The organism is Chryseobacterium sp. Chry.R1, assembly GCF_039645525.1.
Taxonomy (GTDB): Bacteria; Bacteroidota; Bacteroidia; order Flavobacteriales; family Weeksellaceae; genus Chryseobacterium; species Chryseobacterium proteolyticum.
This window is the reverse complement of the sequence record NZ_CP151793.1, coordinates 4,409,155-4,426,981: the sequence shown is the minus strand read 5'-3', so window position 1 is coordinate 4,426,981 and position 17,827 is coordinate 4,409,155. Positions and strand designations below refer to the sequence as shown.

18 protein-coding genes are annotated in these 17,827 nt (G+C 36.7%); 9 read left to right on the top strand and 9 right to left on the bottom strand.

Features of this window, described 5'->3' with window-relative positions; translation table 11 throughout:
* Positions 1 to 2 precede the first annotated feature (2 nt).
* The 3 genes from AAEU33_RS19715 to alaS form a co-directional block, all read right to left on the bottom strand.
* A complete protein-coding gene (locus AAEU33_RS19715) occupies positions 3 to 239 on the bottom strand; it encodes a hypothetical protein (protein ID WP_172277064.1) in 237 nt (78 codons plus the stop codon).
* A gap of 10 nt (positions 240 to 249) precedes the next feature.
* On the bottom strand, positions 250 to 2,664 hold the full coding sequence (locus AAEU33_RS19710; RefSeq protein ID WP_345989830.1) for a hypothetical protein: 2,415 nt from the start codon (positions 2,662 to 2,664) through the stop codon (positions 250 to 252).
* Positions 2,665 to 2,861: 197 nt separating this feature from the next.
* A complete protein-coding gene (alaS, locus tag AAEU33_RS19705) occupies positions 2,862 to 5,465 on the bottom strand; it encodes an alanine--tRNA ligase (protein WP_345989828.1) in 2,604 nt (867 codons plus the stop codon).
* A 344-nt stretch (positions 5,466 to 5,809) separates the two neighbouring features.
* Here alaS and AAEU33_RS19700 point away from each other — a divergent pair, with 344 nt between their 5' ends.
* The 4 genes from AAEU33_RS19700 (at position 5,810) to msrB (ending at position 8,277) form a co-directional block, all read left to right on the top strand.
* A complete protein-coding gene (locus AAEU33_RS19700) occupies positions 5,810 to 6,364 on the top strand; it encodes a sigma-70 family RNA polymerase sigma factor (protein ID WP_172277073.1) in 555 nt (184 codons plus the stop codon).
* Between the two features lie 9 nt (positions 6,365 to 6,373).
* The gene (locus AAEU33_RS19695; RefSeq protein ID WP_345989826.1) at positions 6,374 to 6,646 is read left to right on the top strand and encodes a hypothetical protein; all 273 of its coding nucleotides are present in this window, start codon (positions 6,374 to 6,376) and stop codon (positions 6,644 to 6,646) included.
* Positions 6,647 to 6,727: 81 nt separating this feature from the next.
* Positions 6,728 to 7,171 (top strand): DUF417 family protein, encoded by a 444-nt coding sequence (locus AAEU33_RS19690; protein WP_345989824.1) that lies wholly within the window; start codon positions 6,728 to 6,730, stop codon positions 7,169 to 7,171.
* A 20-nt stretch (positions 7,172 to 7,191) separates the two neighbouring features.
* On the top strand, positions 7,192 to 8,277 hold the full coding sequence (gene msrB / locus AAEU33_RS19685) for a peptide-methionine (R)-S-oxide reductase MsrB (RefSeq protein ID WP_345989823.1): 1,086 nt from the start codon (positions 7,192 to 7,194) through the stop codon (positions 8,275 to 8,277).
* Positions 8,278 to 8,468: 191 nt separating this feature from the next.
* Here msrB and AAEU33_RS19680 read toward each other — a convergent pair whose 3' ends face one another.
* The 5 genes from AAEU33_RS19680 to AAEU33_RS19660 all read right to left on the bottom strand — a co-directional run bounded on the left by AAEU33_RS19680 (position 8,469) and on the right by AAEU33_RS19660 (position 11,946).
* Positions 8,469 to 9,125: a hypothetical protein gene (locus AAEU33_RS19680; protein WP_345989821.1), complete on the bottom strand. Its 657-nt coding sequence runs from the start codon at positions 9,123 to 9,125 to the stop codon at positions 8,469 to 8,471.
* A 1-nt stretch (position 9,126) separates the two neighbouring features.
* A complete protein-coding gene (locus tag AAEU33_RS19675; protein WP_345989819.1) occupies positions 9,127 to 9,759 on the bottom strand; it encodes a hypothetical protein in 633 nt (210 codons plus the stop codon).
* A 117-nt stretch (positions 9,760 to 9,876) separates the two neighbouring features.
* Positions 9,877 to 10,065: a hypothetical protein gene (locus AAEU33_RS19670; protein WP_345989817.1), complete on the bottom strand. Its 189-nt coding sequence runs from the start codon at positions 10,063 to 10,065 to the stop codon at positions 9,877 to 9,879.
* Positions 10,066 to 10,196: 131 nt separating this feature from the next.
* Positions 10,197 to 11,042 carry an ABC transporter permease gene (locus AAEU33_RS19665; RefSeq protein WP_273647325.1) on the bottom strand — a complete coding sequence of 282 codons (846 nt, stop codon included), beginning with the start codon at positions 11,040 to 11,042 and terminating at the stop codon, positions 10,197 to 10,199.
* Positions 11,035 to 11,946, bottom strand: coding sequence for an ATP-binding cassette domain-containing protein (locus AAEU33_RS19660; protein ID WP_172277091.1), 912 nt, complete (start codon positions 11,944 to 11,946; stop codon positions 11,035 to 11,037). The genes AAEU33_RS19665 and AAEU33_RS19660 overlap by 8 nt, the downstream gene beginning before the upstream one ends.
* Before the next feature lie 117 nt (positions 11,947 to 12,063).
* Here AAEU33_RS19660 and AAEU33_RS19655 point away from each other — a divergent pair, with 117 nt between their 5' ends.
* The 5 genes from AAEU33_RS19655 (at position 12,064) to AAEU33_RS19635 (ending at position 16,896) form a co-directional block, all read left to right on the top strand.
* Complete coding sequence (locus AAEU33_RS19655) at positions 12,064 to 13,428, top strand: AAA family ATPase (RefSeq protein ID WP_172277094.1); 1,365 nt, start codon at positions 12,064 to 12,066, stop codon at positions 13,426 to 13,428.
* 13 nt (positions 13,429 to 13,441) lie between these two features.
* The gene (locus tag AAEU33_RS19650) at positions 13,442 to 14,551 is read left to right on the top strand and encodes an FAD-dependent oxidoreductase (protein WP_345989815.1); all 1,110 of its coding nucleotides are present in this window, start codon (positions 13,442 to 13,444) and stop codon (positions 14,549 to 14,551) included.
* Positions 14,552 to 14,558: 7 nt separating this feature from the next.
* The gene (locus tag AAEU33_RS19645; RefSeq protein WP_345989813.1) at positions 14,559 to 14,867 is read left to right on the top strand and encodes a hypothetical protein; all 309 of its coding nucleotides are present in this window, start codon (positions 14,559 to 14,561) and stop codon (positions 14,865 to 14,867) included.
* A gap of 134 nt (positions 14,868 to 15,001) precedes the next feature.
* Complete coding sequence (gene prfB, locus AAEU33_RS19640; RefSeq protein WP_172277100.1) at positions 15,002 to 16,114, top strand: peptide chain release factor 2; 1,113 nt, start codon at positions 15,002 to 15,004, stop codon at positions 16,112 to 16,114.
* 86 nt (positions 16,115 to 16,200) lie between these two features.
* On the top strand, positions 16,201 to 16,896 hold the full coding sequence (locus tag AAEU33_RS19635) for a VTT domain-containing protein (protein WP_172277103.1): 696 nt from the start codon (positions 16,201 to 16,203) through the stop codon (positions 16,894 to 16,896).
* Between the two features lie 42 nt (positions 16,897 to 16,938).
* Here the strand turns inward: AAEU33_RS19635 and AAEU33_RS19630 are convergent, their stop codons facing one another.
* On the bottom strand, positions 16,939 to 17,808 hold the full coding sequence (locus AAEU33_RS19630) for an alpha/beta hydrolase (RefSeq protein WP_345989811.1): 870 nt from the start codon (positions 17,806 to 17,808) through the stop codon (positions 16,939 to 16,941).
* Positions 17,809 to 17,827: the final 19 nt, after the last annotated feature.

The window sequence follows — 17,827 nt, the reverse complement described above, 5'->3', positions numbered from 1 at the left end:
AATTAATTAAGATAGGACAGCTTTTCCGAGAACTGTTTGGAAAACTCTTTCCGGTCTTCTTCCAGTTTTTCTTTGTCAGCAGGTAAAATATAATTGAAGAGAATCTTTTCTTCGCGATCGATGAAAATAATTTCCTTCTCTTCACCATCAATCATCTGCAGGAATATTTCCCACATGGAAACGTCCTTTAACCGTAAAAGGTCAAAAAAATCGTCCGCTTTTATTTCTATTTTTTTCATGTTCTGATTGTTAAAATTCCAATAATTTTAATTTAAACTGTATGGCAAAATTTTGCTTAAAATTAGAGGTGGTATAATATCCTACTCTATAAAATACGCCAAGATTAAAATAACTTGAAAGGAAGTTATTCCATTCCACACCTACTTCCTGATACAGGTGATCCAGCTTTCTGAATTTGAAATCATGATATTCCGGATGTTTCATATCTCCAATGGTTCCTCTAAGAACAAAATCAAAACTTGATACATTTTGTCCGATACTTTTCAGGTATAGCGGAAGCTTATGGGTGAAATAGTAGGCAATAAATTTATCATTATAATACTTTCCTCCCTCTAATGTTGCAAATCCAAGGTAGGAGGTAAGGTTAAAATTAATATCTCTTCCCGGAGAAGCCAGTCCGTTCATCGTGAAATTTTTCCAGATCGGAGCTTCACCCAGAACGATCCCTCCATAGAGCCTTACACCGGTAGTTCCTAAAACCGTTTTAAAATTATGAACAAAAAGTGCATCAAAACGGGTATAATTAAAATCACCACCCAATACTTTGTAGCTCTGTTCATAATTGAAATAAAGTTCAGGGTACTTCTGATCAATAAGAGACTTGCCCTGTGGGGTCATAATATTGGTGGAATTAGGTGAGAACTTCAAAGTAAATAGTGTATTGAAGTTTTCAAACGAAGGACCACTGTTTCGGAACTGGTAATCAAACATAGCCTGCTCAAAATTTCTCCTTGCCGCAAAAACCAGGGTAAGTCCGTTGGTGATATCATTAAGATAAGACAAAGAAGCCCCGCGGAAATGGTAATACCTGTCATTATTAAGGTTATTTCCATAGTTCATCATTCTCATCTTAAAGTTCCACAGCCTTCTGTAAAATTCCCCTGATGCAGTTACATCATTATAATATTCTATTCTGAAAAACGAATTCTTTTCCAGGGTTGTTTTCATGTCCAGGCCGATTCCGTACTTCCATTTATCATCTTTGAACCCATAGGCGAAATAATAATCCGGAGAAAAATAAGGATTAAAAGTTTCATTCAGTTTAGCTTTTAAGCCAAGCCTGAATCCCTCATAGAGGTTGTAGTTCACAATTTCATCTACCGCAAAGTCAACGATACCAACCCTTATCTGCCCATTGATAAGCCCTGTCAGTATTTTAGCTTTATTATCAATATTGTAGATCTTTCCAAGGCTGTCTATAGTTGTATAGGTATTTCTTTCCCTTTCCGTTAGCGGATCCGTTCTGTACTGGTCAAGAGATGTCCCGTCCGCATTTTTTACAGAAAAGGTATACCCTTTAAAATCTTTGGCGTTTTCTTCAATAGGGGACTTGAAATCAAAATACCTTGAGGTAAGGAAAGCGTAGGTTCCAAAACTGTTTCTCTCTTTTTTTTCAGCGGTATCTTCAGAATGGTCTTTACTGTCGTCCTTTACGGCCATTTTACTCATCCGTAGTTTTACCTTTTCATGAGCAAGGAACCATTTGTTATTATAAAACACCCAGGTGCTGGTAATAATTCCGTCGTTTTTATTTTTACTGATGTTTTCGATCTTTTTTATACCATAGGTCTCGGTATCTATATAGATCGTTCCGTTGAACTTTCTTTTTTTATCGGACTTTTTATAATTCACTTCACGGAAACGGATTACAAAGTTTTTCCGTCCGTCCAGCTCTAGGGTATCGGTAAGAAAATAACGGTATAAACCTCTGTTTTCCTGTTTAACCTGATTCGGAATTCGGTCCCTGTTACTTTGCTGGAGAGCAATCATTTCATAGATAGGTTGTTTAAGACCCGAAATCCTGTTATCTAAAATATTGATCTTTTCTCCATATTTTTTTGAATACAAAAACTCCTGAGCTCTTTCCCAAAGAAAAAGTTTGCTTTTTGAAAAGATCTTTTTAGCGGAAATATTGTTTAAAGAATCCTTCTCCCTTTTCTTTTTGAAGAAATTAGTATCGTTAAAAAACTGATTAAACTGAGTTATACTATCTTCGTCAATATCTAAAGATACTTTTTCATACGATTTATACGTGTATGAGCTCAGGCTTTTGGGAGAGTTTTCTTTAAAATATTTATTAACCTTATTCAGAATCTCCAGGGCTCTCGGATCACTTTTATCCTGCAGGATGACGGTCTCAATAGCAGTGGTTTTTGAAGAAGTTTTAAGGAGTGATACCTCCATATTTTCTTCTACCAACGCAATTTCATTCTGATAATAATCTGCCCGGATTTCTATGCTGTTGCATTTGGTTTTGAATTCAAAAATTCCCCGGGAGTCTGTTTGTCCAAGGAGTTTATCATTACAGAAGATTTTAGCATTGAGGACAGGGGTTTTGTCTATCTCATCGATGACTTTGATTTTTGATTGCGAATAACCAAAAATACAAGTCCAGAAAAATATAATAAATAAAACCCTTTTCATGAAATAAATGTGAATCAAAATTAGTGATATTTCTTATCATGAAAAACTTTTATAAGCGTTATTGATATAATTTTCAATCTGTTGTTGATTGGTTGTTTTAATAGAAATGCAAGTAAATTCGCTTATATGGATCAAGGCAAAATAAAAACTTCCAAAAATTTTGGAAGTTTTTATTGTTATTGTTAAAATATTGTTATTTAAATATTTAAGGCTTTCTGATAAGCATTTTCTAAACCGGCAAGGTTTTTTCCACCCGCAGTAGCAAAGCCCGGGTTTCCACCACCGCCACCTTGGATCTCTTTTGCCAGTTCCTTTACAATAGCTCCAGCCTGATAGCTAGAAGCCAGATCGTCAGAAACTCCTACGGTGATCATCGGTTTGTCATCAGCATTGGAAAGTACAATGGTTATCGATGTTGGGATTTCTTTTTTTAGCTGGAAGACAATGTCTTTTACAGAGCCTGCATCCAATGAGGTCTTCTTAACCAATAGCTGCTTATCTCCTTTTTGCTCATAAGCATTCTTCCAGTCTCCGATTTCTCCTTTTGCTTTCTCCTTCTTCAATGCTTCCACCTCAGATTTCAATGAGGCATTTTCTTCAATCAGCTTTTCAATAGATCGTACCACATCTTTTGACTTCAGCAGCTGAGAAAGCTCGGTGATCTGCTGTTCTATATTTTTGAAGTATTCGGCAGATTTATCTCCTGAAATTGCTTCAATTCTTCTGATCCCTGCAGCCGCAGAGTTTTCCGAAGTGATTTTAAAATGACCGATTTCGCTGGTGTTCTTAACATGGGTTCCTCCACATAATTCCTTTGAACTTCCAAACTGGATCATTCTTACATTATCTCCGTATTTTTCACCAAACAAAGCCATAGCTCCTTTGTCTATAGCCTCCTGGATCGGAATGTTTCTGAATTCCTGCAGAGCAATGCTGTCTTTGATCTTTTGGTTTACCTTTTCTTCGATCAAAGCAAGTTCTTCTTCCGTCATCTTATTGAAATGAGAGAAGTCGAAACGCAAATAATCAGGTCCTACATAAGAACCTTTTTGCTCCACATGAGTTCCCAGAACTTCTCTTAGTGCTTCATGCAGAAGGTGGGTAACCGAGTGATTGGCCTGAGAATTCTTCCTTTCCGTAGCATTTACTTTAGCATAGAAAACAGCTCCTGCATCTTTTGGAAGACCATTGATCAATGAAATGATCAATCCGTTTTCCTTTTTCGTTTCCAATACTTCAAAGCTTTCCGCAGCATTTTCCAGGACTCCTTTATCACCAACCTGTCCACCTCCTTCAGGGTAGAAAGGAGAGTTGCTAAGAACTACCTGATAGAATTCCCCGTCTTTATTTTCTACCTTTCTGTATCGGGTAATATAGGTTTCAGCTTCAAGTTGGTCATATCCTACAAAAGTTTCCGGCTTTTCTTCCAGAACCACCCAGTCATATACTTTAGAAGCAGAGTCTTTCTTAGAACGCTGTTTTTGTTTCTCCATTTCTGCCTGGAAACCCACCTCATCGATGGTCAATCCCTTTTCTTCCGCAATAATTCTTGTCAGATCATCCGGGAAACCATAAGTATCATACAGTTCAAAAACTTCTACAGAAGGCAGCACCTTCGAACCATCCGAAATGGTTTGCTGAATCAGTCTTTCAACGCGTACAAGGCCGCTTTCAATGGTTTTTAAAAATGATTCTTCTTCGCTTTTGATAACCTCCGTAACAAGATTTCCCTGTTTTTCAAGCTCCGGGAAGAATGGTCCCATCTGATCTTTAAGAACAGCAACCAATTCGAAAAGGAAGGGTTCTTTCATTCCTAAAAAACGGTAAGAGTAAGAAATTGCTCTTCTTAAAATTCTTCTGATCACATACCCGGCTCCTCCGTTAGAAGGAAGCTGTCCGTCTGCAATAGCAAAAGAAACCGCTCTGATATGGTCTACCACCACGCGGATGGCAATATCTTTTTCATCTTCTAAAATTCCTGTGTATTTCTTGCCTGAAAGTTCCTCAACTTTAGCAATAAGTGGCGTGAAAACATCGGTGTCGTAGTTCGAAGATTTACCTTGTAACGCCATACAAAGACGCTCAAATCCCATTCCGGTGTCTACATGCTGCTGCGGAAGTTTTTCCAGGCTTTTATCAGCCTTTCTGTTGAATTCCATGAAAACCAGGTTCCAGACCTCAACAACCTGCGGGTGATCATTATTCACCAGTTCAAGTCCGGAAATTTTTGCTTTTTCTTCAGGAGTTCTAAGGTCGATATGAATTTCAGAACAAGGTCCGCAAGGTCCGCTTTCCCCCATTTCCCAGAAATTATCTTTTTTATTTCCGTTAATGATCCTGTCTTCAGAAATATGGGTCTTCCAGAAGTCGTACGCATCCTGGTCCCTTTCCAGATTTTCAGATGCATCTCCCTCAAAAATGGTTACGTATAAATTTTCTTTCGGAATTCCGTATACGCCGGTTAACAATTCCCAGGCAAAAGCAATAGCATCTTTTTTAAAATAATCACCAAAAGACCAGTTCCCCAACATCTCGAACATCGTATGGTGGTAAGTATCTCTACCTACATCATCCAGGTCATTATGTTTTCCGGAAACCCTTAAACACTTTTGTGTGTCGGCAATCCTTGGAGCAGTAGGTGTTTTATAACCTAAGAAAAAATCTTTAAACTGCGTCATTCCTGAGTTGGAAAACATCAGGGTAGGATCGTCTTTCAGCACAATCGGTGCAGAAGGAACGATAAGGTGGTCTTTACTTTTAAAATAATCTAAAAATTTTTGACGTATCTCTTGTGATGTCATAAGTAATGTATTGCTTTGCTTTTTATGATAAGATGCAAATTTAATGTTTTTAGGTGATTTAGTTTCAATTTATTGATACTTTTGGAAACATTTGTGTCGATAATCTGAAACAGTTTTTAGAAGCTGTTTCCCGCTTTCCGTACTCGCTATTTTTCTTTGATAAGAAAAATGAGCTCAGACAAATACTACAATCGGGGCTAGAAAAAAGTGCCTTAAAATAATTATACCAAAAACTAAGGAATTGTATGCTCTCTGCGGAACGGGAATTTTAGGCAGTATATTTTTTTGTGCTTTTCCGCTTAACTTACTATCTTCGTTATGATCTGAAATGATAAAAGCGTAATATGACGAAAAATGAAGTGCTGAAAAGCTGGGTAGAAATGTATTCCGGAGCCCTTTTAAAGAGAGCAATGTATCTTCTTTCAGACAAGGATGATGCTAGAGATGTCGTTCAGGAAGTTTTTCTTTCAGCATTGTCATCTTATGATTCTTTTGAGGGAAAAAGCCAGCCCCTTACCTGGCTGATGACGATTCTCAACCGGAAAGTTGCCGATTTCTACCGTGGAAAGTACAAGTCTGAGCCTCAGATCAGGCTGGATCATTTTTTTGATGAAACAGGATCCTGGAAAAGTAGCCAGGTTCTGAATGACTGGGATATTTCTAATAAAGAACCTGAGCTTCTGGATGACCAGCAATTCAATAAAACTTTAGAAGATTGTATTGAAGAATTGCCCGTCCGATGGAAGATTCCTGTGAAAATGTACTACCTCCAGGAAAAAAAAGCTCCGGATGTGAGTCAGGAATTGGATATTTCTACGACTAATCTATGGAAGATTTTACAAAGAAGCAGAATGCAGTTGCGGGAGTGCCTGGATTTTAATTGGTTTGCAAAATCATAAATGTTGAACATGTTGGAAAAATTGATTCATTTGATATTTCTTCCATGCAGTGTAGCCACACTCCTTATGGAAAAGAAAAATGCAGGGTCTATTTCTCCGGAAGAAGACCGTAAGCTTACTATGCATCTGAAAATTTGCAAATGGTGCAGGGCTTATCAGAAAAAGCTCGCCATCCTTGATGAAATTATGAAGAAAACTTTTATAAAAAAGGAAAGTGATGAAATTAATGATTCTGATATTCAAGGTTTTAAAGATGATATGATTAAAAAGATAGATTTTTGATAAAAATTCTGTCAGGATTTTGAAGCCGTTCCGACTATACTTCTGAAAATAATAAAAGTAGTCATTCAAAATCTTAAAAAAATGAACGGAACAGCACAACTTACTAAAGGATCTATAACGTATAAGCTGGGATATTACATCTCATTATACGGAGCGGCACTTATCTTACTCTGGATTGGAATTTTCAAATTTACTCCAACCGAAGCACAAGGAATAAAAAGCCTGGTTGAAAACCATTTTCTCACCTTTTTCGTATATAATATAGCAAGCGTCCAAACGGTGTCAAATGCTATCGGAACGATAGAAATTATCATTGCACTACTGCTGATATTTAGTCCGAAATTTGTAGCTCTGAAGAAGTATGCGGGAATCGGAATGACAGTGACTTTCCTTGTTACTTTAAGCTATTTATTTACAACTCCGGGAATCTGGAAAATAGTGGACGGAGTTCCGGTAACAGATTTCTTTATTCTTAAAGATCTCATGCTTTTAGGATTTGGATTGATGATATATCAAAAAAAATAATAATGAATAAAAAGATAAAAATGAAAAGTATATTAATATTACTGGCAGTTGTTTTAGGTATTGCCGTATTTGCAAGAAGCTGTGGCGATTCAAAGAAATCGTCAGAAATAAAAAAAGAAAATGAGACCATTATGGACAGTAAAAATGTAAAAGAAGTTTATTTTGCAGGTGGATGTTTTTGGGGAACAGAGCACTTTTTCCAACAGATTCGCGGGGTTGTGGGAACTGAAGTAGGATATGCTAACGGAAACAAGACAAATCCTACCTATGAAGAAGTTGTAAGCCATACAACCGGCTTTGCAGAGACCGTAAAAGTGAAATATGATCCTGATCAGGTTGATTTGAAATTATTGATCGATCTGTATTTCAAAACCATTGATCCTACAAGTCTGAATCAGCAGGGAAATGATAGGGGAGACCAGTACAGAACCGGAATTTACTCTACAGATAAGGCTACAGAAGCCATTGTGAAAGAAGAAGTACAAAAACTGGCTAAAAATTACAGTAAGCCTGTGGTGGTAGAAACCATTCCACTGAAAAACTTCTACAGGGCGGAAGATTATCATCAGGATTATCTGGATAAAAATCCTGGCGGATACTGCCACATTGAACCGGGACTTTTTGAAATGGCTAAAAATGCGAATCCGCTTCCAAAAGCTAAGTACCAGAAACAGGATAAAAAGGTTTTAAAAGAAAAACTTACGGCTGAACAATACCGTGTAACACAGGAAAATGCTACAGAAATGCCTTACCAGAATGAATATGATAAAGAGTTTCGTGAAGGGATCTATGTAGATATTACAACAGGGGAGCCATTATTTGTGTCAACAGATAAATTTGAATCCGGTTGTGGATGGCCAAGTTTTTCGAAGCCGATTACTAAAAACGTTATCGATGAAAAATTAGACAGGTCTGCGGGAATGACCAGAGTGGAAGTTCGCAGTAAGACAGGTGACGCTCATTTGGGACACGTCTTTACAGATGGCCCTAAAGATAAAGGAGGTTTACGTTACTGTATCAATAGTGCCTCTCTAAAGTTTATACCGAAGGCTGAGATGGAGATGAAAGGATATGCTGAGTATCTTCCATTACTCGAGAAAAAATAATGTGTAAAGGTTGCTGAAAAGCAACCTTTTTTTATGAATATTTATTTTTTCTCCAGGCTTGATCTTAGCAGGTAATCCAACATCAAGAACATTGAGGTTGATCTCCTCAAACTTCCGGCTTCCATAATACCAAAACAATAATGGAATAAGTACAGCACTAATAAGTCACGGAAAGTAGTATATCTTTTTCATTATTGTCTTTTATTAAATTGAACGGTATCTTTAATGCTAAACATGGAGATATTTAAAAATAGTAAAAATCCAAAAATGATGTAAAATGAAGGCTTGGGTAATTGTGAAATTGAAGTTTCAAATTCGTAAAATTGTTGTGACGGATTGTTCTTCAAATCGCTTTGCATTATTAATCCCGTCCCACATCTAAAAATCTGATCATCATCAATTTTTGTTATAGTAGGATCAATGTACTGATGAGGAACAAAAAAATGTCCTGTTTTGTTAAGGTCTAAGCAGTATGATAATTGTCCGCTGGATTCTATATCATTTAATAAAGATATAATGTCATCATATGTATTTTCGTCATTTAAAATAAATTCTATTCCAGATTCCTTGCGGTTTTCTTTTTGAAGCTGTTTAATGTCATATATATAACGTTTGGAATTTTCTCTTGCCGAATTAGGTTCTACTATGATTTTTTTATAATTCCAGTTTCGTACGGATTCGAAAGTTGCAGATTCATTTACTTTTTCTCCAGGTCTGATCTTAGCAGGTAACCCAATATCAAGAACATTGAGATTGATCTCCTCAAACTTCCGGCTCCCATAATACCAAAACAATAATGGAATAATAATAGCGCTTATAAGCCCAGGGAAGTAGTATATCCTTTTCATATTATTGTCTTTTATTAAATTGAACGGTATCTTTAATGCTAAACATGGAGATATTTAAAAATAGTAAAAATCCAAAAATGATGTAGTAGGCTTGTTGAGGTAATTGTTTAAGCTGATATTCAAATTTTTGGTATCCTGTATAATAATATTTCATGCTGTAAATAGGGGCGCCAACAGTGCCTCCACAAATTGGGCGGGTATTTTTGTTGGGATCTTTATAAAAATGCACAGCAAAAAAATGACCCGTTTTTCCCACATCAATTCCAAAGGTTTCCTGTTTTGCTATTGCCATAGCATCCATCAGGACTATGAAATCCTGTAGATTATTTTTATCACCGATAACGAATTCAATACCTGTTTCCCTTTCATTTCTTTTCTGAAGTTGCTGAAGTTCTGAAACGTAGTACTGTTGATTTTGTAATGCGGTATTAGGTTTGACAAAGATTTTTTTATAATTCCAGTTTCTGAAAGATTCAAATGTATTATCTACGCTGTCATTCAATTTATGTTTTGAAGGAAGTCCTAAATCCAAAATAGTATAAGGAGTATGAATTCTCTGATGGACATAATACCACAATAACAAAGGAATAATAACAGCGCTTATGAGCCCAGGGAAATAATATATTTTTTTCAAGCCTCGCATTTTTATAAAATTAAAATAATCAGCCACATTCAAGCAAAATCTGAAGATCATGAAAAATAAAAGCAATACAATTACATTATATTGCCTTTATTTTTTAGTGTTATTAAACTAAACAGTAGGTGCATTACAATATCCCCACTGATGACCGGAATCAGAAATCGGATGACATGCGCTGCCAATACAGCACTCATTAGGTCCACAGCCCTGATTGGGGCCACTTGCAAGACATTGTCTGAAGCCACCGTTCACAACTTTTAATTCATTTTTGCCCAGTTTACGAAGTTTGAAATTTTCCATTGTGTTGATTTTTATAGTTTTACCATTATAAAATTAAAAAAATAACAAATACAAAATAAAAAAAGTGATCCTCAATGAATCACTTTTTAATATTTTAATTTTCAAATCTTTTAATCATCCAATCAAAAAAACTACCAATCCCTTTTTCTCAGGATCCAGTATGATCCGAAAATAAAAAGTCCGCTCCAAACAATACAGGCGATTAAACTTTCGGTAGGATAGGTGAATTCATATTTCAATCCCATCATTTTAGCCATATTTAATCTCAGCATAGGATTGGGAATCAGGTTAGACATACTTTCCAAAGGAAGAAGATGGGTGATGAAGAAATCTTCTTTCATAATCTTGATTCTCTCCAGTTCCTGTGTTCCACGGACTTTTTGGAATACTTCGATGGCGGTTAAGATTCCTTCACCGATCCAATACACAAAGAATCCTAGAAATACAAACATGGATTTTCTGAGGAGTACTGAAAGAAACATTAAAAAACAGAAGAAAGTAAAAAGTTTTACAAAATAATTTCCGATAAAGAACATTTCTTTGAAGACCGATGCAGAGTCTGTTACCTTGGAGTAATTATATCCCAAGAAAAGGGTAATGACAAATACAATAAGGGTAGATACAACAGAAAAAATAGTTATCGTCAGTAGCTTAGATCCGATGAATTCTTTTCTGCTCAGCCCATCAATGGTATTCTGCTTAAACATTCTGTTGCTGAACTCCTGTGAGATCGAAAAAACAATAATCAATCCAAGGAATATCTTTAGCAAGGCTACAATCCAGGTAGTAAAGTTCCAGATTTCCGGAAAATTATAAATCCCCTGTTCCTTTAGATTAATTGTTGCACCAAAGACATCCAGATCGACCAATCCGATGAAAAGAAGCGCCACTAAAATAGCAAAATACAATATGGTGAAAATCCTGAACGGTCTGTAATTCAGATTTTTGTGGTATTCGAGTTTTAATAATTTAAGCATTGGTATTCGTGTTTTTTACAAGTTCAAGGAATTGAGTTTCAAGCGATAATTTTTTCTTAGACAAGTGGGATAAGAAAATACCTTTTTCTGCCAGCTTCTGATTGAGTGCCGAAGCAGAAATGGAAGCGTCTTCACGAATCTGAGCCTTAATGATATCATTTTCGGTATTTATAGAGCTGAACCATTGCAGTTCTTCAAGGGCATTTAAAAGTGCCGTATTGTTATCTGCCTTTAATTCAAAAAAACCTTTGTTGCTTGTAATTTCATCAACCCGCCCGCTGTAAATGGAATTCCCCTCCTTTAAAACAATAACATGGCTGCATATTTTTTCAATTTCGTCCAGAAGATGGCTGGCAATAATGATCGTAATTCCTTGCTTGGCAATATTGGAAATGATTTCCCTGATCTGGATAATGCCTTCGGGATCCAGTCCGTTTGTAGGTTCGTCCAGTATCATGACCTCAGGATTGTTCAGCATAGCGGAGGCGATCGCCAGTCGCTGTTTCATTCCAAGTGAGAACGTTTTAAATGGATCTTTCTTCCTGTCCAGAAGATTTACCGTCTTCAGAACTTCATCAATACGCTGGTAGGAAGCTCCTTTAATTTCGGCAACAATTTTTAAGTTGGTTTCGGCGCTCAGATATGGATAGAAGTTCGGTTGCTCAATAATAGCCCCGATTTTTTTTAAAGTATCGGGATCTGTGCCCTTTTTTCCGAACCAGTACCAGTCGCCACTGGTGGGATTTATGGTGGAAAGCAACATTCCGAATGTAGTGGATTTCCCACTTCCATTCGGGCCAAGAAGTCCGTAAACGTTTCCTTTTTCTACATCAAAAGAGATATTGTTTACAACGGTTCGTTTGAATTTTTTTGTTAAATTCTTTACTGACAAAACTTTTTCCATGTAATTTGTTTTACATAGTAGTAGTCTTTGTTTTTAACAGAATGTTACAATATTTACTTAAATTGTCTGATCTTGTATGAGATTAAAATATTAAATTTGGTAGTATAATTCGTGAATATGAAGTTAATTGAGCTTGCAAAAGAATTAAATATTTCCGTAGAGGCAATCAAGCAATTTATCCAGGATTTTGACCTGGAACTTGGGGTATGTATGAGTACCAATTTTGAGATCAAAGATGATTTTGAAAAGTTTGCCCGCGAGAATGTAGATTTTTTAAGGACCTACGAAAAAGATCTTGATCAGAATAAAACCCTTGAACAAATTGCGGAGACGATCAATCAGCCTAAAGAAAAGATAGAAAAAGCAATTCAGGACAGCACTCCTAATATTTTTGATAACGGAATATTCCGTTCTTCAATTTCCAGTTACGGAATAGATAATAAGCTGGGTGGAAATTATCAGTTTGTTTACAACTATTTTGGACATAAGACCAGTCTTCAACACCGGGATTTCATAGGTTACCGGGATCTGTTCTTTTATATTTCCAGTGTCTTGGAGCCATTTTTAAATAAGCAACAGATAAAAGACTGGGGAATCAATAAGCCTGCGGGGATCATTCTTTACGGACCTCCGGGAAGTGGTAAGATTTTCTGGGCCAACAAAATTGCAGAGATCATCAATTATCAGTTTAAGGAAGTTAAAAAACATTATCTGGGAACATCATTAATCGATGGGAATAAAACAAATTTTAATGATTTTCTCATAAAGATGATGACGGAGGATAAGGTGCTTCTTTTTATGGATGATTTTGATGAAATCATGATGGAAAGAAGTGCAGAGAACAATGTGGCATCCTGCAATCTTGAAACGCAGGAGATCATTCTTCATTACATCGGAAAATTTGCAAAAGAAGACGTAGTGATGGTGGGGTCTGCCAAGTCCGTATCGGAGATTGATGAGGAGATTCTGGCGCCGGGAAGATTCGATGTAATGATTCCTGTTTTTCCTCCTAATGCTGCAGAGCGTTCGGAAATTATCCTGTACGGAATGACGAAAGGGCTGGAAAGCGATTCTTTGCTCTATAAGATCCTTAAAAATAACAAAGCAGATAAAGTACCTTTCTGGAATGGAAGTGCATCCAAAATGAAGGCTTTCAGCAATACCATGCTGATGGATTTTACACAAAGTTTGAAGAAGAGGATAAAAAATCTTTACCAGCGAACAAAAAATGAAAAACTTGTAATTGACGATGTCCTCTTAAATGGAGCCCTGAGAGATGCAGCGGGCAAACTTACAGAAGAATACCTGCAACAGGTTGAACAATTTTTAAATGATGCGATTATCAATAATTTTGATGATTTTCAATACAGGATTAAATCCTTACGAACCGAACTCGAAACCTATAAAGTGGTAGAAGAACCTGCACGGGCAATAGGTTTTCATCACAACGGTGAAGAGGAGGGAGGAAAAGACAAAGGCTAATTACTCATCACCGATGAACAGCATCTGGGAACTTGAAACCTTTTACCGGAGAAGGGACGTTATTATTATTGGAGCAGGGTTTACCGGGCTTTGGACAGCTATTTCCATTAAAGAAAAACATCCTGACCTATCTGTTTTAATTATTGAAAGAAGTCCGATTCCGCTGGGCGCTTCAACAAGAAATGCCGGCTTTGCCTGCTTTGGGAGCCTGACGGAAATTATTGCCGATCAGGGAAAAATGGGATGGGACAAGACCTTGGAATTGATTAAGATGAGGTTTGAAGGGCTTCTGAAAATTCAGAAGTATTTTAAGAATTCAGAAATTGATTTTGATTTGAGTGGGGGCTTTGAAATCCTGAATAATGAATCTCCCTTAGAAAAGATGCAAGAAGTGAATGAAAAAATGAAGCCCATAACAGGAATTTCAGCCACTTATTCTTTACAACAAGATAAAATCAAAGCATTTGGGTTGGGAAAATCGGACTTTCTGATTGAAAATCCATGTGAAGGGAGTCTCCACTCAGGAAAGCTCTTACAGAAGCTTCTGGAGAAATGTCAAGACCTGAAAGTTGAATTCCTTTTTGGAACACCGGTTACGGATGTAATTGAGGAAAACACCGGAATGGAAGTCAGATTGTCTGAAGATTTGTCTGTTCATGCAGAGCAGGTTATTCACTGTACCAATGCTTTTAGCTCCCAATTTTTAGAAAATGAAGAAATCATTCCTGCCAGAGGTCAGATTTTAGTAACGGAACCCGTTCAAAATTTAAAATTAAAAGGAACTTTCCATTACGATGAGGGATTTTATTATTTCAGAAATGTAGGAAACAGGGTGCTGTTGGGAGGCGGGAGAAACCAGGATTTTAAGATTGAAGAAACCCATGATTTTCAGACTACTGAATTTTTACAGAATCATCTGGAAAATTTTTTGAAAGAGGTAATTCTGCCTGATCATGATTTTAAAATTGGCCTTCGATGGTCGGGGATCATGGCAATGGGTTCAGAAAAAACTCCCATTGTAAAACAGGTGTCGGAAAGACAGTTTTGTGCTGTAAGACTCTCCGGGATGGGCGTTGCACTGGCCCCAAAAATTGGAGAGATCATTGCGGATAAGATCAATTAAAGGTGTTATGAGATATAGATATACGAATCTTTTTGCTGTATTAACAGTTCCTCTTATTTTTTTATCAGTTTTCTTTGCAGGAGCGGGTCATGGAAATTATGCTCTGATCACAGTTATTTTTCCACTTTGCTTTTTAGGAATTGTATTACCGGATAATATATCCATGTATTTTCTGGTATTTGGCATACTTCAATTTGCCATTTATGGAAATATTATTGATAGGTTTGGTGGTAAGAAGAGTTTGCCATTTATATTAGCTGCACATTTTTTACTTATAATTATTGGCTTTATGGCTGCAAATAATAGCTTATTCTGATTAATATCTATTTCCATTGAGTCAAAAAATATTATTGATCTTTTTCAACATTAACTCCAGGAAAAAATGATTGCTGATCAGCTATCGCTCTTTGCTCAAAATTTTATCCTTATTTTTGCAAAAAATAAAATTTCGTGATTAACAACGACCATATAAAAGATGTTCAGTCCAGAATTGAAGATCTCCATAAATATCTTCAGATTGAAAAGAAGAAAATAGAAATTTCTAATGACGACGAAAAAACGGCTGCTCCTGAATTTTGGGATCATCCGAAAGAGGCGGAGGCGTTCTTAAAGCAGCTTCGTTCTAAAAAAAGATGGGTGGAAGATTACCAGGAAATTGCTACTCAGTTTGAGGATCTGCAGGTTCTAATGGAATTTGCCAAAGAAGATCCTGATTCTGAAAAAGAGCTGGATGAGACATTTCCAAAACTGGTAGAAAAAATAGAAGACCTTGAATTTAAAAATATGCTTTCCAACGAAGGAGATGAGCTTTCAGCCGTCATACAGATCACGGCAGGGGCTGGAGGTACGGAAAGTTGTGACTGGGCGGCAATGCTGATGAGAATGTACACGATGTGGGCAGAAAAGCAGGGATATAAAATTCGGGAGCTGAATTATCAGGAAGGAGACGTTGCCGGCGTAAAAACGGTGACCCTGGAAATGGATGGAGAATACGCTTTCGGGTACCTTAAAGGAGAGAATGGTGTTCACAGGCTCGTAAGAATTTCACCTTTTGACAGTAATGCCAAAAGACATACAAGCTTTGTTTCCGTGTATGTTTATCCATTAGTAGATGATACTATTGAAATTAATATAAACCCTGCGGACATTTCATTTGAAACCATGCGAAGTTCAGGAGCCGGAGGGCAGAACGTTAACAAGGTGGAAACAGCGGTGCGTCTCCGTCACGCGCCAACCGGGATCATTATCGAAAACTCGGAATCAAGATCGCAGCTGCAGAATAAGGAAAAGGCAATGCAATTGCTTCGTTCCAGATTATATGAAATGGAGCTTGAAGAAAGAATGAAAGCCCGAAACGAGATTGAATCCAATAAGATGAAAATCGAGTGGGGAAGTCAGATAAGGAACTATGTGATGCATCCTTACAAACTGGTAAAAGATGTACGTTCTGGTTATGAGACTTCAGATGTGGATTCGGTAATGAACGGAAATCTTACGCCATTCCTGAAAGCTTTTCTCATGGCCGATGGAACCGCGGTTTCTGACGATGATTTAGACCTGTAAAAATTATTCTGGTTTTTTAGTTAAAATCTTATAATTAATTTCTTAATCAGACTTTTTAGACTTATTTTTGTTACTTATCAATATGTATGGAAGATTTCAATAGCTGGAAAGATTTATTAAACCCGGAGTTTTATATTAAAATGGGAGGGTTTTGGCTGATTCTGTTTATTATTTTTGCTGAAACTGGTCTTTTTGTAGGATTTTTTTTACCAGGAGACTCTTTATTGTTTGTTTCGGGAATTTATGCTGTTGAAATTATCAAAGAGACATTTGGCTCTACAGGGAGCGATCTTCTTGATACTACCATCCTTGCCACTGCTGTAGCATTTGCTGCTGTTGTAGGTAATGAAGTGGGATATTACTTTGGGGTAAAGGCAGGTCCTGCTCTTTATAAAAAACAAGATACCTTTTTGTTTAAGAAAAAATACCTGTACCAGGCTCATGATTTTTTTGAAAAGCATGGAGCTTTAGCCGTTATCATGGCAAGATTTTTACCTGTGGTAAGAACGTTTACTCCTATTGTTGCGGGAATTGTGAAAATGGACAAAAAAGAGTTCCTCAGAGACAATATCATCGGAGCAGTACTATGGTCGTTCATCCTGATCTTTGCAGGTCACTATCTGGATAAATTATTCCAGGAACAATTTGGTATCAATCTTAAAGAAAAGCTCGAACTGATCATTATTGTGATCGTTCTGATCACTACGCTTCCGATCATTATTAAGTTTCTTTTTGGTAAGAAAGTGGATCACAGTAAATACGAAGATAATTCACCTGAATAAAGTGATTTGAATTTTAAAATATAATAACCTGCTTTTTGCAGGTTATTTTTTTATCCATTCCAGGATATTAGGGTAGATGATACTGTCTCTTTTTCGTTTGCTGAAAAATCTTGGGGCATGTCCTGTATTTTTCATGAAAACCAGTTTACGGGTAATATTCCGGCTTGCTAAAGCCGAATCCAGCGCGAGCCCCTGGTTTTTATTAACCAGAAAATCCTGATTTCCCTGAAAGATCAGCGTAGGAACATTTGTAATATTGGCAATCGGGCTTGCTATTTTAAATTCCTCAGATAGGTTGTGACGGTTAAATCTGGTTCCTACCACCTTTTGTAAGGTAGGTGAGGTATATTTCGAGTAAAATGAGTGTAAAAATTCCGGAGAATAAAAATCAGTAGGACCGCTTAAAGAAATGATCTTTTTGATCTGATCCGGATGCTGGTAACCATAAAGTAAAGCCAAATGTCCACCCGCACTTTCTCCCAGGATAATATAGTTATCAGGTTGGAGTTCCGCTTTCTCCGCTAAAGAATTAAATTTTTCAATTACCGAGCTGATATCCTCCAACTGCTCCCTGTAAGTAATTTTTTTAGATTTTGAAACCAGCCTGTAATTGATGTTGATGCTGGGAATATTATTTTTAAAAAGCATTTTTTGGATCTGGATCATATGTTCTTTTCTGCCATACTTCCAAGCCCCTCCATGTACAATAAGAGCAACAGGGGATTCTTTAGCATATCCCGACGGAAGGAAAATATCCATCTTCTGTCTTTTATGCTCACCATATTTTAAATTGTAAATTTTCTGCTGATTGTTATTCCCCACCCAAACTCTGAATCTTGAATTACATGAATTTAATAAAAAGCCGATACATCCTAAAATAAAAAAATGATATCTGAGTATGAGCTTTTTCATAAATCAAATGTAAGAAAAA

Coding starts and splice junctions, on each gene's coding strand:
- AAEU33_RS19715 (WP_172277064.1), bottom strand. CDS start 239: ATGAAAAAAATAGAAATAAAAGCGGACGATTTTTTTGACCTTTTACGG.
- AAEU33_RS19710 (WP_345989830.1), bottom strand. CDS start 2,664: ATGAAAAGGGTTTTATTTATTATATTTTTCTGGACTTGTATTTTTGGT.
- alaS (WP_345989828.1), bottom strand. CDS start 5,465: ATGACATCACAAGAGATACGTCAAAAATTTTTAGATTATTTTAAAAGT.
- AAEU33_RS19700 (WP_172277073.1), top strand. CDS start 5,810: ATGACGAAAAATGAAGTGCTGAAAAGCTGGGTAGAAATGTATTCCGGA.
- AAEU33_RS19695 (WP_345989826.1), top strand. CDS start 6,374: ATGTTGGAAAAATTGATTCATTTGATATTTCTTCCATGCAGTGTAGCC.
- AAEU33_RS19690 (WP_345989824.1), top strand. CDS start 6,728: ATGAACGGAACAGCACAACTTACTAAAGGATCTATAACGTATAAGCTG.
- msrB (WP_345989823.1), top strand. CDS start 7,192: ATGAAAAGTATATTAATATTACTGGCAGTTGTTTTAGGTATTGCCGTA.
- AAEU33_RS19680 (WP_345989821.1), bottom strand. CDS start 9,125: ATGAAAAGGATATACTACTTCCCTGGGCTTATAAGCGCTATTATTATT.
- AAEU33_RS19670 (WP_345989817.1), bottom strand. CDS start 10,065: ATGGAAAATTTCAAACTTCGTAAACTGGGCAAAAATGAATTAAAAGTT.
- AAEU33_RS19665 (WP_273647325.1), bottom strand. CDS start 11,042: ATGCTTAAATTATTAAAACTCGAATACCACAAAAATCTGAATTACAGA.
- AAEU33_RS19660 (WP_172277091.1), bottom strand. CDS start 11,946: ATGGAAAAAGTTTTGTCAGTAAAGAATTTAACAAAAAAATTCAAACGA.
- AAEU33_RS19655 (WP_172277094.1), top strand. CDS start 12,064: ATGAAGTTAATTGAGCTTGCAAAAGAATTAAATATTTCCGTAGAGGCA.
- AAEU33_RS19650 (WP_345989815.1), top strand. CDS start 13,442: ATGAACAGCATCTGGGAACTTGAAACCTTTTACCGGAGAAGGGACGTT.
- AAEU33_RS19645 (WP_345989813.1), top strand. CDS start 14,559: ATGAGATATAGATATACGAATCTTTTTGCTGTATTAACAGTTCCTCTT.
- AAEU33_RS19635 (WP_172277103.1), top strand. CDS start 16,201: ATGGAAGATTTCAATAGCTGGAAAGATTTATTAAACCCGGAGTTTTAT.
- AAEU33_RS19630 (WP_345989811.1), bottom strand. CDS start 17,808: ATGAAAAAGCTCATACTCAGATATCATTTTTTTATTTTAGGATGTATC.